At 57.0% G+C, this 13,939-nt stretch carries 17 protein-coding genes and 2 pseudogenes; 11 read left to right on the forward strand and 8 right to left on the reverse strand.

Annotated features, from left to right (window positions below):
• The 3 genes and pseudogenes from EV286_RS31030 to EV286_RS32675 all read right to left on the reverse strand — a co-directional run.
• Nucleotides 1-859, reverse strand: an 859-nt coding sequence (locus tag EV286_RS31030; RefSeq protein ID WP_165933006.1) for an HAD-IIIC family phosphatase, incomplete at its 3' end; no start/stop codon positions are given.
• Nucleotides 860-1,047: 188 nt separating this feature from the next.
• Nucleotides 1,048-1,260, reverse strand: coding sequence for a hypothetical protein (locus tag EV286_RS31035; protein ID WP_132961095.1), 213 nt, complete (start codon nucleotides 1,258-1,260; stop codon nucleotides 1,048-1,050).
• Nucleotides 1,261-1,330: 70 nt separating this feature from the next.
• Nucleotides 1,331-1,537 (reverse strand): annotated as a pseudogene (locus EV286_RS32675) (flavoprotein); the annotation flags it as partial.
• Nucleotides 1,538-1,917: 380 nt separating this feature from the next.
• Between EV286_RS32675 and EV286_RS31045 the strand changes: the two are divergent.
• From EV286_RS31045 to EV286_RS31070, 8 genes and pseudogenes are all read left to right on the forward strand, one after another.
• The gene (locus tag EV286_RS31045) at nucleotides 1,918-2,907 is read left to right on the forward strand and encodes a Gfo/Idh/MocA family oxidoreductase (RefSeq protein ID WP_132961096.1); all 990 of its coding nucleotides are present in this window, start codon (nucleotides 1,918-1,920) and stop codon (nucleotides 2,905-2,907) included.
• A gap of 123 nt (nucleotides 2,908-3,030) precedes the next feature.
• Nucleotides 3,031-3,474, forward strand: coding sequence for a nuclear transport factor 2 family protein (locus EV286_RS31050; RefSeq protein ID WP_132961097.1), 444 nt, complete (start codon nucleotides 3,031-3,033; stop codon nucleotides 3,472-3,474).
• A 224-nt stretch (nucleotides 3,475-3,698) separates the two neighbouring features.
• Nucleotides 3,699-4,406 (forward strand): DUF3616 domain-containing protein, encoded by a 708-nt coding sequence (locus EV286_RS31055; RefSeq protein WP_132961098.1) that lies wholly within the window; start codon nucleotides 3,699-3,701, stop codon nucleotides 4,404-4,406.
• A 519-nt stretch (nucleotides 4,407-4,925) separates the two neighbouring features.
• Nucleotides 4,926-5,066: a hypothetical protein gene (locus EV286_RS32215; RefSeq protein WP_165933007.1), complete on the forward strand. Its 141-nt coding sequence runs from the start codon at nucleotides 4,926-4,928 to the stop codon at nucleotides 5,064-5,066.
• Between the two features lie 210 nt (nucleotides 5,067-5,276).
• Nucleotides 5,277-5,618, forward strand: a complete 342-nt coding sequence (locus EV286_RS31060) for a hypothetical protein (RefSeq protein WP_132961099.1) — start codon at nucleotides 5,277-5,279, stop codon at nucleotides 5,616-5,618.
• Nucleotides 5,618-6,433: a nucleotidyl transferase AbiEii/AbiGii toxin family protein gene (locus tag EV286_RS31065; protein WP_132961100.1), complete on the forward strand. Its 816-nt coding sequence runs from the start codon at nucleotides 5,618-5,620 to the stop codon at nucleotides 6,431-6,433. The genes EV286_RS31060 and EV286_RS31065 overlap by 1 nt, the downstream gene beginning before the upstream one ends.
• 342 nt (nucleotides 6,434-6,775) lie before the next feature.
• The gene (locus EV286_RS32835) at nucleotides 6,776-6,910 is read left to right on the forward strand and encodes a hypothetical protein (RefSeq protein ID WP_281041151.1); all 135 of its coding nucleotides are present in this window, start codon (nucleotides 6,776-6,778) and stop codon (nucleotides 6,908-6,910) included.
• A gap of 119 nt (nucleotides 6,911-7,029) precedes the next feature.
• Nucleotides 7,030-7,844: pseudogene (locus EV286_RS31070) on the forward strand (membrane dipeptidase).
• On the opposite strand, the gene EV286_RS31075 reads toward EV286_RS31070, so the two are convergent.
• Nucleotides 7,794-8,426 carry a hypothetical protein gene (locus EV286_RS31075; RefSeq protein ID WP_132961101.1) on the reverse strand — a complete coding sequence of 211 codons (633 nt, stop codon included), beginning with the start codon at nucleotides 8,424-8,426 and terminating at the stop codon, nucleotides 7,794-7,796. The pseudogene EV286_RS31070 and the gene EV286_RS31075 sit on opposite strands and share 51 nt — an antisense overlap.
• 146 nt (nucleotides 8,427-8,572) lie before the next feature.
• Entirely contained in the window at nucleotides 8,573-8,692 is a 120-nt protein-coding gene (locus EV286_RS32680) for an ABC transporter (protein WP_132961102.1), read from the reverse strand.
• 260 nt (nucleotides 8,693-8,952) lie between these two features.
• On the opposite strand from EV286_RS32680, the gene EV286_RS31085 reads away from it, so the two are divergent.
• Both EV286_RS31085 and EV286_RS31090 read left to right on the forward strand, forming a co-directional pair.
• Entirely contained in the window at nucleotides 8,953-9,261 is a 309-nt protein-coding gene (locus EV286_RS31085; protein WP_132961103.1) for a type II toxin-antitoxin system RelB/DinJ family antitoxin, read from the forward strand.
• Nucleotides 9,258-9,551, forward strand: coding sequence for a type II toxin-antitoxin system RelE/ParE family toxin (locus EV286_RS31090; RefSeq protein ID WP_132961104.1), 294 nt, complete (start codon nucleotides 9,258-9,260; stop codon nucleotides 9,549-9,551). Before EV286_RS31085 ends, EV286_RS31090 begins: the two co-directional genes overlap by 4 nt.
• Before the next feature lie 225 nt (nucleotides 9,552-9,776).
• On the opposite strand, the gene EV286_RS31095 is transcribed toward EV286_RS31090, so the two are convergent.
• From EV286_RS31095 to EV286_RS31105, 3 genes are read right to left on the reverse strand one after another with little or no spacing between them, the layout of a single operon-like run.
• On the reverse strand, nucleotides 9,777-10,985 hold the full coding sequence (locus EV286_RS31095) for an MFS transporter (protein WP_132961105.1): 1,209 nt from the start codon (nucleotides 10,983-10,985) through the stop codon (nucleotides 9,777-9,779).
• 58 nt (nucleotides 10,986-11,043) lie between these two features.
• The gene (locus EV286_RS31100; RefSeq protein ID WP_132961106.1) at nucleotides 11,044-12,033 is read right to left on the reverse strand and encodes an AraC family transcriptional regulator; all 990 of its coding nucleotides are present in this window, start codon (nucleotides 12,031-12,033) and stop codon (nucleotides 11,044-11,046) included.
• 50 nt (nucleotides 12,034-12,083) lie between these two features.
• Nucleotides 12,084-12,308 (reverse strand): SDR family NAD(P)-dependent oxidoreductase, encoded by a 225-nt coding sequence (locus EV286_RS31105; RefSeq protein ID WP_132961107.1) that lies wholly within the window; start codon nucleotides 12,306-12,308, stop codon nucleotides 12,084-12,086.
• A gap of 472 nt (nucleotides 12,309-12,780) precedes the next feature.
• Between EV286_RS31105 and EV286_RS31110 the strand changes: the two genes are divergently transcribed.
• Nucleotides 12,781-13,488 carry a sensor histidine kinase gene (locus EV286_RS31110; protein WP_132961108.1) on the forward strand — a complete coding sequence of 236 codons (708 nt, stop codon included), beginning with the start codon at nucleotides 12,781-12,783 and terminating at the stop codon, nucleotides 13,486-13,488.
• Nucleotides 13,489-13,939: the final 451 nt, after the last annotated feature.

The following is a 13,939-nucleotide window of genomic DNA, read 5'->3' on the forward strand; positions in this document are numbered from 1 at the left end:
CATATTGCTCCAATCCGGCATTCATCATCCGACACGACCAGACATAGTGCAGGAGCTTGTTAACGCGCTCTGTCTTGCGCTGCATATAGAAGCCGACGAGGCCGTGATTGCCGTATCGGTCGCGCGCGAAGATGGCCGCCGAGAAGATATCATGCCGTCGCAATTTCCGCTTGAACTCCGCGACAGCTTCGCTCGTCTCGATACGAACCTTGGTGAAATTCAACTGGTTTGAGCGGTTTATGAGTTCGATGATCCGGTCGGCATGCTGATCGACATCGAACTCGAATCTGACCTTGATGTCGCATTGACGAAGGAAGTCCTCGTTGCTCAGCGATGTTTGACTTTGGTCGGAAATCTTCTTTTCCAACTGCTTGTATTGCTTCAGCCGGGAATGGGCTCGGTCATCCTTGCCGACCGTCTGCTTCAACTCCAGCAGCACCGGCAGAACGTCCCAGGGATAGGCCACCATCATCGTCGGGAAGCGAAAGCGAACCTCCTCGATGTTGACGGAATTGTCGTCGATGAATAGCACGTTCTCCGGCCGCAGATTGGCTCGCTCGAGGATGCTGGCGATCGACCCGCCCTTGGGGTTCCACGAAATATGCGGGAAGATGAAATAGTCCCAGATTCCGGCGGCTGCGAGAACCTGCCTGACGGGCTCGAAGTCGTTCTTCGAGGAGATCGACGATAGAATGCCGCGATCGGCCAAGGTTTTCACGATTTCGATGTTCCGGTCGACGAGCGTGACGCTGCCTTCGGATAAGGTTCCGTTCCAGAACATGTCGTCCATATCCCATACGACAAGCTTGATTGGCGCGGTCGCGGCAAAATCAGCAGCCGCATATTCAACTCTCGGCAATCGTTGATCCATCCAGTAATAACTGCGTCAAGTGCGTTCTGAAACAAGGCTACATGCCACAGCTATCTGACAGATGCCTGAAACCGTGCCCAGGAAGCCGTGCCACCCCGGCTGCTATGGCGCTTTCGCGTAGCCGACCGCAGCGGGCCAATTGCTAACGCGCAATCTCTGCCAATCAACGAGGTGAACTACGGCGTTTGCTTTAGTGGCCAAAACTCGACGACGCCGCGATGCGACGCGAGCCAGCCGAAGTCACAAACACGATTGCGAGGAAACACAACCGCTCCCGGTCCCCAGGACGTGGTCATCAGAAGAATGATCAAGCCTATCGGCAGGAGAACAGTCGCGATCACGGCAAGCCATTTCTGCGACAACTCCTTGCCGAACACGAGATTGATCAATCGGCTCGCCACCTGAGCCGGACCGAATAACGACGCCACGAGTAGTCCCGCAGCTCCGAGACCCAATGCCTGCGTCGGCGACGCAGCAAGCATCTACAGCAGCCGGGGCCGGACCGCCACAGCAGCCGGGCGAAGCCTCGATAGTAAGGGGCGCGGAGCAGACGCCGGTCTCCGGAAGAACCAATTCGATCCGCCGTGCTGCCACATGATCTCCGGCAAGCTCTGCGACAACGGAACGAACTTGCTCATATCCCGTCTTCATCAGAAAGGTCGGTGCAGGCCACGACAGCGGCGATGACGAATGGAGCGAGCGCGTTGCTGCAGGGCATGCGAGCCTCCGGATCGGGGCTCAAGCTGAAGTGTGATGCCGATCTTATCAGGAGATGCAACCAGTGGCGAGCGGACCCCGGTCGCCTCCATCCGACTATGGCTGCGTTTTTATGAGTTCAGGCCCTAGCGCGTTTCGGAAGCCCACGGTGGAGTAGCAGCGCGGGTGAACCTCTGAGAGCATCATGCGGACCGGATCGAGCACCTGGACTCCCTGCTTGCATAGGAGAGCCCGGCATTGGGACACACACCATCACTGACCGAATTCGGGCTTGACCATCAGATGTTTTCTTCTGTCCTATGCCGCACGAGATAGCGAGGAGAAGCTTTATGAACATGCCTTTGCGGTGGGGTATTCTTGCGACTGGGTGGATTGCAGAGCTCTTCGTGACCGATCTCCAAGCGGCCGGACTGACTGTCACGGCGGTCGGCTCAAGATCGAGTGAGAAGGCAGCCGCATTCGCCAAGCGCTTCCAGATCCCAAATGCCCACGGGAGTTACGAGGATCTGGTCGCCGATCCGGACGTCGACATCATCTACGTGGCAACACCGCACCCGCAGCACGTCGAGACCGCGCTGCTCGCCCTCGACGCCGGCAAACACGTGCTTGTCGAAAAGCCGTTCACGCTGAACGCAAAGGAAGCCCGTGAGATTGTCGAAAAGGCACGCACGAAAAAGCTGGTCGTGCTCGAGGCAATGTGGACCCGTTTTCTGCCGCACATGAAGCGCATCCACGAGATCATCGATGCAGGGACAATCGGAGAGCTACGATCAGTTTCGGCCGAACACCTCCAGTTCTTGCCCACCGATCCCAAGCACCGCCTCAACGCGCTCGAACTCGGCGGGGGTGCGCTTCTGGACCTCGGAATCTATCCGATCTCGTTCGTGATCGACATTCTGGGAGCGCCGACGTCGGTTTCCGCCACCGCGCGTTTCAAGGAGACGGGCGTCGATGCCGAGGTCGCCACGCTCATGCGGCACGAGGGCGGCACGATTTCGACCACCGTCTCTGCGCTCGATCTTGCGGGTCCAAACCTCGCCTACGTCTACGGGTCCCAAGGTCGCATCGAGATCGCTTCAACCTGGTACACGCCTACTTCGTTCAAGGTGATCGATCATGCAGGCACGATCATCGAGGAGTTCGAGGTCGGAGTGCCCTCGCGCGGCATGCAATTCCAGGCGTTCGAAATGGAGCGGCTTGTGAGGGAAGGCAAAGAGTCCAATCTCATGTCGCCTGACGAAACCGTGTCTATCATGGGAGTCCTCGACACCATTCGGTCGCAGATCAGGCTGGCGTATCCGGGCGAGCGTAAAGATTGAGACGTGTAGATCGGGTAGCTGGCTCACGCGCCAAGGCGCACGCACAGGACCCCAAAATCTTCAATGCGGACGTCGGATCGCCGGACCCGTATTCGTCCTTGGTGAGAAAAAGGAGGATCCGGAATGACCGATAAAAAAGCCCACAGAATCGACGAAGAAGCAATTGTCGCCATGCTGATGATGCGTGCGACCGCAATCCGAGAGAAGAACGCCGAGGATGCACTGTCCTACGATGCTGAGGATTCCGTCGAATTCTCACTTGCGCCTCCGCTCGTTTACCACGGCAAGGATAAGGCTGGTCTCCAAGCGTGGTTCGACACCTGGGATAGCCCGATCGGCGGCGATGTCCATGATGCCAAGCTTACGATCGGCGCGGACGTGGCCTTTTGGAGCGGCCTCGTAAATATGACGGGCACGAAGACCGACGGTACGGTGGTCGACCTCTGGTTTCGCCAGACCCTAGGTCTCGTTAAAAGGAATGGGCAGTGGCTGGTGGCGCATCAGCATGCGTCTGTCCCGTTCGCGATGGATGGCAGCGGTCAGGCGCTCCTGGATTTGAGGCCCTAGCGGAGCCAGACCACGTTTGCCAACCGACGTCGAGCTGGTGGCAACGCTGAGACAGAGATGGGCGAACAGAGGTTGGAGAGTGGTCCTGCCGATCGAAAGATGATCGTTCTGGATAGTCACTTCGAGGCATTCCAAATTCCACCAGTGCGCAATATCGTAATAGCGGTGCCACGTTTTACGCGAGAGTCCGCAGCGCTCCTGTTTATCACTGTACTAGGCGCAATATGGCTGCCGCGACATCTTCTCGTGCTGAAATCAAGGTCATTGTCGGTCCTCTACCGACAGTCGGCGACTTCGACATGGATAAAAAGACACGTCGATCGTTGAGCGGTGTCGCATGTCCCGTCATTGTTAACGATAAGCACATCTGCCTTGTGGCCTTCGATGAGGGAGCCGAAGCCCGAACCATCGCGATCGACGAGGGAGAATACAAGGTTGGAAAGAAATCAATCGACCTAGGTCCCGACGATACCGAGATGGATGCGGAAGCGGTCGCGGCCGACGGCAGCTTCTACTATGTCACGGGTTCCCACGCGGACAAACGTGACCCCTGCGAGGAAAACAATGGCAGTCACCGATTGGTCAGGTTCGCGTACGATCCTGCGACTGGGCTGCCACTTCGCAAACCCAACGGAAAATTGAAGGACATCGAAGATGGGTTCGATCTCACAAAGATACTTAGTGACGACCTGAAGGAATCGGTCTGGAAATGTCTCGATGAGGGCGGCTTCGACATCGAGGGCGTGGCTGCATACTATAGACATTTCTACTTCGGCCTGCGGGGACCGACAGAGCCAGACGAAACCGTGGCCGGAGACGGAAGGCTCGCTTACGTGTTCGAGGCGGATACATCGCCCGCACTGGTCTCCCCGGAGAATGCTGAGGATCCTTTCCTCATCCGCGTCGCGAGCGGCAAAGCGATTCGGACATGACCCCGATCGACGAAGGAATCCTTCTCCTTCTCGGGCCCGACGACGACAATCGCGCTGTCGGCTGGTCGATTGCAATGTGGGAGGTCGATGAGATGGCGGATCGGAACCGGCATTAGGTAGCAAAAGCGTCCTTTACCCAATGCCGGAAATAGGCTGTGCGCAAGAAGGCTACATGGAGTAAAACTAACGTCGATCTGGCTGGGTCCGTACGCGCCTCATAATGGCCGCTACCTATCCAGCGAAGTGGGCTTAAGCGGAGGGCATCGATATGAACGGTCCCACCACGTCCCTCGGCGGAAATCTTCCAAATCGTCTTGTCCGATACAGTCTTGCCAGTTGCCTGTTCGTAGCCACGACGGCAAATGCCCATATGACTCCAACCGGGTGGTTTTGCCCACTGGAATGTTGCGGAATTCGGCAGCAAATGCCACCAATGGCAGGTCTTTGGTCCAACGGAGACATTCGTCGTCAGCTGCCGGTAGCCTGATAGCATGCGGCCAAGCTATGCGAGGCAACGCCATGCCCAACAAACCGGTTCGGGATCACGTCTCCGCAATGGAGGGAGACGGCTTCTACAACCGCCACTCTGCAATGCAGGCGGTCGGTATCGCCACCTTGTTTTCGCCTTGGGAAGGCAGCATGCCGGACGGTTCCCATTGACGATCGTCGACTATGGTTCTTCCCAAGGCCAGAATTGAATGGCCCCGATGCGCGTGGCGATTGACATACTGCGCGATCGGAGGGGGTTATGTTTTGATCGAATTCAGCCTGGAGAACTTAGACTAAAAACTTGTGCTTTTCGTCACGAATATAGATACTTGATGAGTATCCGGGATACGCCTATATTGGCCCCATGTAGGAGCTGTCACCATGTCTGCAAAAGAACGCATCAAGAAGTACCGAGAGACTGGAGGAGCATCCGATCTCGTGAGGGTGGAGGTTCTCGTTCCCAAAGCACGCAGAGATGAGATCGTGAGTGTCGCGGCAGAATTGCGCTCTGCGCATCGGGCTGAAAAGAGTCGTCTTGTGGAATTTATCAGGATTGCTACCGAGAGGTACGGGCTGAGAGTTTTCGATAACATCGACATCGAAAAGCTGAACGATCTTCCGCAGAAGGCGCGAGTTGTCGCCAATGCCCTTATGGAGCGCGGTGATGCGCGAGCTTATGCAATGGGACGAAAAATGGTCGTCCAGCTAGGAGATGGGCGGTGATGGCACTGACACAGATCCAAAAAGAAATCATGGCCTCCATCGCGGGGAACAGATCTGACACCAGCTACATTGCTGGCGGCCTGGCCTTAAATATGGATTGGCCACGGATGTCCGATGACATTGACATCTTTCATGATAGCGACGAGGAAATTGGGGTCTCTGCGGATACTGATATCGCGAAATTGGAGGCTGACGGTTTCAAAGTCTCGATCGAAGTCAACATCTACGGCTGCGTTGAAGCAAGTGTAATGCGCGGCGGGGAACGCACCCTTGTCCAATGGATGAGCGAGACCCGGACACGCTTCTTTCCACTTGTCAGGGATGATGAATGGGGAGCCCGTCTACACCCTGCTGATCTTGCGGTGAACAAGGTGATCGCTGCCTCCACGCGGACGAAGGCTCGGGATTACGTCGATCTGCTGATGATCGAAAACCACATGTGCCCGCTAGGGCCAATAATTATGGCCGCGGCAGGCAAACCTCCTTACTTCTCGCCATTGCGTATAATCGATGAGATTCGGCATAAAGCCTTATCCGTCACGAATGAGGACTACACGACGGTTCGTGGCCTACCTTCTGATTGGACTGCCGCAATGATCCGGGACGAACTTATTGTTGCTCTGGATCGCGCAGAGAACTACCTGCGCAATGCGCCCCCCGAACTCGTAGGGATATTGGCCATAGACACTGCGGGCGTTCCGTTGGAGGTCTATGACCTCAACACCGCTGGGATCGGATATCGGAAAGCGACCTCTGAGCCTGAAGTGACGCCAGATTTGCCTGAAGCAGGCAGCCGCTGGGGGGGTAAAGCCTAACTCGGCGCATGAGTGGGTGCTGTGGACTTCTCACTCCTGTCGCCTGGTGGCAGTTGCTTATGAGGAGCGGTGGTCCTGTCGAAACGACCCTGACGAGCATCTGCTGCCTTGCGCAAAACTCCACCAATGGATGCATTTAACGGGTGGTGGCATTTGCTGCCGAATAGCGGAATGTTGCGGCGACCGGGACTGCTATGCTGTCTCCGGTAGAGGTGTGGTTGAGGGTCCTGGCGGTTATTTCGTCCAGGCCACAGGTGAGACGATTGGATATCGGGATGTTCGCGTGAATATATCTCGCGACGATCACTTTCACCTTTGCCTTACCATGTCAGAAATTACTCCATGGACGAAGTGCTTGTTCGTGCCTTCTCGGTCGGTCTAAACGCTGTTTTTGCGGGAGATAAGGCGAAGCGCTATCGCCGCCGTTTCCTTATCGGCGCGAAGATGATCGAAGCTCGAAGAGAACATAGGAACTGAGGTCGCGGATGCCTTCGATCCCCGCCAAATCTCACGCACGGTCTGATGGTGCCAATGCCTGTGATGAATTCGTCATCCCACGCAGATAGACGATAGTTGTGAGGCGGGATCAAAGATTCATGAAGAAGTTCGATGTCTTCGATGGGCACAATGATGCGGTCCAATCCTTGGTGGATTACAAGCCCGCTGGCCGAGACTTCTTGGTCCGGTCGGAAACTGGGCACCTCGATCTGCCTCGGGCGCTTGAAGGAAGTTTGGCTGGTGGGTTGTTTGCGCTGCATGCCCGTCCTGAGCGTCAGCCAGAGAACGACCTGACCATCACCAGTGATGGATACGAAGTCACTTATACGGGAACAGTCGATCCGGATTATGCCCGACGACCGATTGACGGACAACTTTCGGCGATGAAAGCATTGATCGGGCGTTCTAGCGGTCAAATGCGTTTTGCGATGAGCGTCAACGATATCGAGATCGCCCGAACGGAAAATGCCATTGCGGTCGTGCTTCACATGGAAGGGCCGAAGCGGTCGATCCGGAACTGAACTATCTCCACACGCTGCACGAAGCAGGTCTTCGATCCCTTGGCCCTGTCTGGAGCCGACCGAATATCTTCGGCTATGGCGTTCCGTTCGCCTATCCAAGGTCGCCAGATACAGGTCCAGGACTAACCGATCTGGGGAAGAACCTGGTCAGGACCTGCAACGCTCTTGGAATCATGATCGATGTTTCGCATCTGAAGGAACGAGGTTTCTGGGATGTGGCGGCGTTGAGCAGCGCTCGCTCGTTGCCACGCATGCCTGTGCCCACGCCATATGCCCATCGACGCGAAACCTCACCGACAGGCAACTCGACGCCAAACGATTTCGATCACGAACCCTCGCGATCAAGACCTGCCTCCGCGATCCGCCGTCTCAAGCCGTGTCGCAGCCATTGAACCGGTGTTCATCTGGCGAAGCTCTGTAATGAACTGCTGTGGCCTCAGCCAGATGTTCGGCGTCTTGTAGCCCATATGGCGCGCGATCTCACCCACCCAGTTGTTGCAATTATCGACCGACGCTTGCCAGAAATGGGAATTCGCTTGCTGTTTGCGGATGAAGGCAACGACATCGTTGTATTCTTCGTCCGAGAGCATCACGCGCCAGCTTGCGGACCTGTACTGCTCTTCTAAATCACCGTCGGTCTCACCGGTCGTAGCCGGAACCGGTATGACATGACCTAGGAGATAGGGAGCAGCATCTGGCGATTCCGGGGCGAGGCCTGCAACCTCGGGATCGATCGCATTTCCATTCGAGTCTACACGCCCGAAAACGACGTAGGTATGCCCATAAGTCAGCGCATAGCGCGATCGAAACTCGATGAAGTGGCTGTAGGCTTTTGTCCGAGCCGGGTCTGTGATCGATAGGCCGCGGCTGTCGGTTGTGACATTCGGTTGGGGACTTTTATCTTCCGTCTGGCATGAGAGTAACGAAAATGCCAACAGGACAACCAACAGGTGACCGCTTCGTCCAAGTGCCATGATTACGCTCCATCCAAGAGCCGAAGGTGAATGGGGAGCTATACCGCCATGGTGTTGCACCGGAAACTAACAGGCAGAGCCGAGTCCTGGCGACACTAGAGCGGAGGAGACCCAATCCCGACCTTCTCCAAATTCCGAGGGTGTGCCTATTTGTAGATTGCAGTTACCGGCGGCGGGGCCTTCCCCTTGCCTTTGCCAATCGTTCTGCAGACACTGAGGTTGGCAACAGCAAGTGTTGAAACGATCACGAACGGAATTCTGCTCATTAAGAGGTCCTCTCCTTCGATCGGGGCACCTAGTAGGTGACGAATCAGACATTAGGGGCTGCCTATACCGGAGGCTAGTGTCCGAATGTCACACCGAACGGGATCGCGCTGCCACAAGGGTGCATAACAACCGCGTCTGACGCGTGATATTGACTTGAGGCCATCCACTGAAAAGCAGGGTTGTCGGTTCTAATCCCTGAAGCTCGCTATGGATTTTGTCATTCAAATGCATTACTGTCATATTGAATGTGGAGATAGCTATGGCTGCAAACGCACTTGTCCAAACACGTATCGATGCTGAAGTTCGGGATCGTGCTTCCGCCGTCCTTGAGAGCATGGGCCTAACGGTATCGGACGCGGTTCGCATCTTACTGACCCGGACGGCTAATGAGGGTGCGCTGCCACTTGAACTTTTTTCGGGCAGCGAGGCTCACGACGCCTGGTTTCGCACGAAGGTGCTCGAAGCGCTGAACGACACTCGATCAGACGTATCGGATGACGAAGTCGAGGCACACTTCGCGGAGCGCCGATCGAAAGCGCGCCTCAAAGCGGGTGCACGCAAATCGTGAAGCTTACATGGTCTGCATTCGCGCTATCGGATCGCGACGCCATATTCACTTACATCGAGGCAGATAATCCTTCAGCCGCTGTCATGATCGACGAACGGATCATGGCGGCCACTCGCCGCTTGATCGACTTTCCCGCAAGCGGTCGCGTTGGAAGAATTGCTGGGACACGCGAGCTGGTGATCAACGGAACGCCTTATATCGCGGCATATGCCGTTACCGAAACAGCAGTTCGTGTTCTTCGCGTCCTTCATGGCTCGCAGGAATGGCCAGAGACTTTGCCCAATAGCTAAGTTTTTAGCTTTACGCGCAGACCACTACGTCCTCTGAGATACGCGACGAAAAGACAGTTCGCCTTCGCGAAGCGTGATGTCGCTGCGGCGATGATAGTTCGTCAGATGGAGGAACGATCGTCGATATGACCTCGTCGACCGCGTCGCAGACGCGGCCGAGATCTCGCCCTACCTTCGGCCCTCGCGGCTTGGCCACGGCGTTTGGCTGCTCCGCCTGAAGCAGGATCAGCCGCGGGGCTGCAGCAGCGCCAGGACGAGTGTCGATGCGGCAAGGGCGGCGGTAAGGATTAGAGGTCCCGCTGCCCCATAGGTGTCCACGACATAGCCGCCGAAAACCGCACCGATACTGATGGCGACCTGGAAAGCGACGACCATCAGACTGCCCGCGGCCTCCAGCGCGTCGGGGGCGCCGCGGGACAGATTGGTGGGCAGCACGACCGGCGCCATGCCAAAGGCGAAGCCCCAAAGCGCAACAAAGCCGAAGGCAATGCCGATATGCGCGCCCCAAAGCACCAAAGCGAACGCCGCAAACGCCATCAGCGCACTGGTGACCGCGAGGGCCACATGGATATTGGCGTCGGCCATTCGACCACCGGCAATGTTTCCGATCACCGCAGCGATGCCAAAACCGAGCAGCGCCAGGGCAATCGGCCCGGTTGTCAGGAGCGCCACCTGTTCGAGGAAGGGACGCACATAGACTGACCCGGCAAAATGCCCGGTCATCAGCAAAAGAATAGCAAGCATTCCCACCTGAATGGAGCGCCGCCGTGTCAGCCGGAAGACATCGCCGAGACTATTGCTTGTGCTTGCAGGCAGCGTCGGCAGGCTGAGCAGTTGCAGCAGCATGGCAAGTGCGGCAAGTGCCGCTGTTATGGCCATGGCGGTGCGCCAGCCCAGCCAATCGCTGATCAGAGCGCCCATCGAGGGTGCAGCTATGGTGGCGAGCGAGACGCCCAGGGTGACGACCGCCATACCCCGCCCTGTTGCATTCGCACCAACCAGCCTCGCCACGACGGCGACTGAAAGCGCCCAGAAAGCGCTGAGAGCAATGCCCAACCCGGCTCGACCCAACAACAAGAGCCAGAAATCGGTCGCTAGCGCTGCAAGAATATTGGAGCCGATCGCCAAGGCACTGAGACTGACCAGCACCGTCTTGCGGTTCAATCTGCCGATCAGAACATTGCTCAACAAGGCCGTCACGGCGCCGACCGAAGCGGTGGCGGTGACGACCTGTCCGGCTGTACCTTCGCTGATGCCGAGATCTCGCGCCATTGGAGTCAAAAGGCCTGCTGGCAGGAACTCGGCCGACACCAGAGCAAAGCTGGTTGCCGCCATCGAAAGGACCGCGAACCAGGTAACCGCGCTCCACGCGGCTGGCTCGGCGCCATCAAGGTCGATCACTGCGCCTTCAAACTGTGATGTTGTGTCCGTCATGAAAATTTCTCCTGGTTCGGAGAACTTCATAGTCGAATCATTTGGGATGATATGTGTCCTAAAATCCGAAATCCATGTCCGTTCGTCCGGAAATGGTGCGGCGCACAATGCCTGGTGAGATGTTGGTGATGCGCTTGAACGCGCGAGCGAAGGAAGCCTCGGACTCATAGCCTAAACGGGAAGCAACCTCGGCAACCGACATGCCGCTTTGTCCTAACAACTCGCGAGCAAGCTGCATTCGCAGACGAGCGAGATAGTGTGCCGCGCCTTCCCCCAGAACAGCGCTGAAGCGCTCGGCGAAGATCGAGCGCGATTGGCCTGCCACGCCGGCAAGGCTTTCCACGGTCCAGTTATGGCCGGGATCTCGGTGCATGGCTACCAGAACGCGGCCGATGTGGGGGTCGCGGATGGCAGCGAGCCACCCAGTGGTCGAGGTTCCGCTGCAATTGACCCAGCAGCGGATGAGCCGCGCTGTGAGCAGGTCCGCCATTCGCGTCAAGACGGTTGCGCTGCCCATCTGGGGCTGTGCAGCCTCCGCGGTCATAGCCGCCAGCAGGGGACCAACGATCGGGTCATTACCGGCCACATCGCAGCCTTTGATGATCGGTGGCATCAACGCGATCAAGGGGCTAAGAGCATAGGCGCCCAAAGCCATGGAACCGCAGAACAGGGTGCTGGTCGCGCCTGTTCCTTCACGCACCACTTCGCAGACGTTGCTCCCCAGCTTTGTCACTTGGCATCCCTTGAGCGAGTCGCCCTCAACATTCGGCGCGCTGGCCAACCGATGTGCGACGCCTTGCGGCAGCAGCGCCAGATCGCCCTCGTGCAACTCCTGCCATCCTTGGGCTTCGGTATGGATCCAGCATGGACCCTGACTGACAAAGTGAAAACGAAGCAGCTGTTGTTGCGGAAAGGCGATGCTCCACGGATGTCGGAGCTCGCAGCGGCCATAGCTCACTCCACTCAGGCGAAAGTCCTGTAGGACTTCGCTCAGGGCATCCATTGGGATATGAGGCGGCGAAGACGGCCGGGACGAATGGTCATGCATTTAACCAATTTAGATGCCGGGCGTCCGGCATGCAAGTGGGGACATCATTTTCACAACGCCTTCCCCACTTTTGGTGCGAAGGGATCGCGAGGTGGCTGCACGACGCTGGCGCTGCCGCCGCCTCTGATGATGTCCTCGGCGACTGATCGGAGCTCATCAGGCCGTCGTGCGGCCAGAACGACGTTTGCACCCTCAGATGCGAATAACCGTGGGGCGGCGGCTCCAATTTCGCTGCTGGCTCCCGTGACGATCACTGTTTTGTTTGCCAGTTCCATTTTAATCTCCTGGTTATGATGCAGGAGATGGCTATTGCGCCCAATCGCCAGTCGCCACCCGTTTCCTGTGCCACGCAGAAGTCAGCCTGGGGTCGACAGCGGAAATGCTCTCCGCTTTGCACCCCCATCTCGGTCATAGGATCTGCCTGAGCCCCGAAAACGGACATCCAGTGGATTGGCCAGGAGGTATGTGCACGCCAAAAGGGGCTGGCGCTTCCGTTGTGTTGCCTTCCATATCGCAGTTCGCCGACAGAGCCGCATTAGTTCTGCGGGTCAAGGCCCCCGGAACTTCGCCCCTTGTCAGCCGTCCCCGTTAACGGCGCCTGGAGGAGTGCAACCTGAACTTCCACACACGGACACTTACAGAAGCGCGAGTCGGCTTGCAAACAAGGTACCGAGACGGCTACTCTCGTCCTTCCTCCTGCTCCGCGAAGCACCGCCCCAAAGAAATACTTGTTAGGGCAATAATAAGATGGAACGATTACTCTATTTCCTCCCCGAAAAACCGCAGGCTGCATGGGTAAGGCACTCGACAACAACTGGGGTAATGGCACTCTGCATTGGCGTGCATATTAGTCTGTACACACAGACTGGCTTTATTGGTTTCTTCTTTCTATTGCCCGGTATTTTTCTGACAGGTATTATGTTCGATCGCGGTTCGTCACTGTATGCAACTGCGCTAGGTGCCGCGTTCGCATACGTGTCACTTAGACCAACCGTACCGTTTCCGGGCTATATCCTGCCTATTTCGTTGTTCGCAGTGACGGCCGCTGTCATTGGGCTTGTGGCCGAAGCACTGCGGACGGAGATGGAAAAAGTCGTGCGGGCGGAGAAAGCCAAAACGGTCCTCCTCATGGAGCTTGCCCATCGCACCAAGAACAACCTGGCGATGTTATCGGCAATAATGCGGCTTCAGGCAAAGCATCCTGGGGTGAGTGCTTCCGAAGCGCTCACCGAGATGGGTGAGCGCATTCAGGTCATGGCGCAAGTGTATGACCATCTCACGATACTTGCGGACCGGAAGGTTGTGGATGCAAGGACATACTTGACGGAAATCTGCCAGCATCTCACCGCGTCGATCAGCGGAACGAGCCCGGTTGCCATCAAGGCCGATGCGGATGAACTGTTTATTCCAGCGAACAGGCCGTACCGATTGCGATCGTCGTCAACGAGCTTGTGACCAATAGCCTCAAGTATGCATTCCCTGAGGGGCAAGCCGGCCTTATCCAGGTTACGCTGAGGGCCGGCGAGGAAGTTGTCCTGTCTGTAACTGATAACGGCGTAGGCATGCATGCTGGCGCGCCAGAAGGCGTGGGTGCTCGGATAGTATCGCTCCTAGTCCAGCAACTCGGAGGGACGATCACTCGTGAGAATCTGGAGTCGGGTTGCCGCGTGACATTGCGGATGCCAAAGCCGCCGGTTTAGCCATTTTGGAAGGCCCAACGCCGAGTTTTGTTAACGTGCTTTGATGTTTGCAATGCTGATGACGGTCACTCGGGCAAGCGCGCGATTCAACTTCCAAATGACGGTTCTACTCGCCAACTGAAGCCTACGCGACAAGAGTTGGCATCTCGAAGGCGCCTTTCGATATAGTGCCACGATCGATATCGGCCCCAAACTACCGCCCGGCG

The sequence above is a fragment of the Rhizobium sp. BK251 genome (genome assembly GCF_004345245.1).
Taxonomy (GTDB): domain Bacteria; phylum Pseudomonadota; class Alphaproteobacteria; order Rhizobiales; family Rhizobiaceae; genus Rhizobium.

Bases quoted from the DNA above. Each gene is read 5' to 3' on its own strand.
- EV286_RS31095 (WP_132961105.1), bottom strand. From the start codon at position 10,985: ATGACGGACACAACATCACAGTTTGAAGGCGCAGTGATCGACCTTGAT.
- EV286_RS31055 (WP_132961098.1), top strand. From the start codon at position 3,699: ATGGCTGCCGCGACATCTTCTCGTGCTGAAATCAAGGTCATTGTCGGT.
- EV286_RS31100 (WP_132961106.1), bottom strand. From the start codon at position 12,033: ATGCATGACCATTCGTCCCGGCCGTCTTCGCCGCCTCATATCCCAATG.
- EV286_RS31065 (WP_132961100.1), top strand. From the start codon at position 5,618: ATGGCACTGACACAGATCCAAAAAGAAATCATGGCCTCCATCGCGGGG.
- EV286_RS32680 (WP_132961102.1), bottom strand. From the start codon at position 8,692: ATGAGCAGAATTCCGTTCGTGATCGTTTCAACACTTGCTGTTGCCAAC.
- EV286_RS31045 (WP_132961096.1), top strand. From the start codon at position 1,918: ATGAACATGCCTTTGCGGTGGGGTATTCTTGCGACTGGGTGGATTGCA.
- EV286_RS31075 (WP_132961101.1), bottom strand. From the start codon at position 8,426: ATGGCACTTGGACGAAGCGGTCACCTGTTGGTTGTCCTGTTGGCATTT.
- EV286_RS31105 (WP_132961107.1), bottom strand. From the start codon at position 12,308: ATGGAACTGGCAAACAAAACAGTGATCGTCACGGGAGCCAGCAGCGAA.
- EV286_RS31085 (WP_132961103.1), top strand. From the start codon at position 8,953: ATGGCTGCAAACGCACTTGTCCAAACACGTATCGATGCTGAAGTTCGG.
- EV286_RS31060 (WP_132961099.1), top strand. From the start codon at position 5,277: ATGTCTGCAAAAGAACGCATCAAGAAGTACCGAGAGACTGGAGGAGCA.
- EV286_RS31110 (WP_132961108.1), top strand. From the start codon at position 12,781: ATGGAACGATTACTCTATTTCCTCCCCGAAAAACCGCAGGCTGCATGG.
- EV286_RS31050 (WP_132961097.1), top strand. From the start codon at position 3,031: ATGACCGATAAAAAAGCCCACAGAATCGACGAAGAAGCAATTGTCGCC.
- EV286_RS32215 (WP_165933007.1), top strand. From the start codon at position 4,926: ATGCCCAACAAACCGGTTCGGGATCACGTCTCCGCAATGGAGGGAGAC.
- EV286_RS32835 (WP_281041151.1), top strand. From the start codon at position 6,776: ATGGACGAAGTGCTTGTTCGTGCCTTCTCGGTCGGTCTAAACGCTGTT.